At 56.5% G+C, this 565-nt stretch carries 1 protein-coding gene; it reads right to left on the bottom strand.

What is annotated here, in order from left to right:
- The coding region (locus tag C7H79_RS17360) for an IS30 family transposase (RefSeq protein ID WP_445164659.1) at positions 1-565 on the bottom strand (565 nt) is incomplete at both ends.

Below are 565 nucleotides of genomic sequence, written 5' to 3'. Positions count from 1 at the left end.
TTACTGCCGCCGTCACACCCGACGCATGTTTGTCGGGAACTTGGGCTGCCAGAATGTAGCGAGACTTCCTTTCGGCCAATGTGACCAATGCGCCTCGGTGATTCTTGCCGATCACGGTGTCGCCCTCCCAGTCGCCTATGCGACTCTTCTGTTCCACGATCACCGGACGTTCGTCAATGCCAATCCGGTTCTTGATGGTGCCTCGGCGCTCTTGACCACTCGCATAACGTTTCCTGCGCGGCTTCTGACAGCGCAAGTGCCGCCACACGTCGCCACCACGGCGCTTATCTGCATAAATGTGCAAGTAGATCGATTCATGGCTGATCGGCAGCCCGCCTTCCAGAGCAAGCCGCTGTGACGCTTGTTCCGGACTCATGTCCTGTCGAATCAATCGCTCAACTTCCGTCCACTCCAGCAATGAGTGACGCCGTGCATTGGCGCAATTCTTTCGACGCTCGTCCTGTAATTCCTGAGCCTGCCTGGGATGCCAACCACGTCGACCCTTGTTCCGTCTGAATTCCCGAGAAATCGTCGACTTGTGTACGCTCACTTCATCCGCAATTTG

It is taken from the genome of Nitrosomonas supralitoralis, from assembly GCF_003011925.2.
GTDB classification, from domain to species: domain Bacteria; phylum Pseudomonadota; class Gammaproteobacteria; order Burkholderiales; family Nitrosomonadaceae; genus Nitrosomonas; species Nitrosomonas supralitoralis.
Note: the sequence above shows the minus strand (reverse complement) of the source record. Positions and strands in the feature narration are given on the sequence as shown.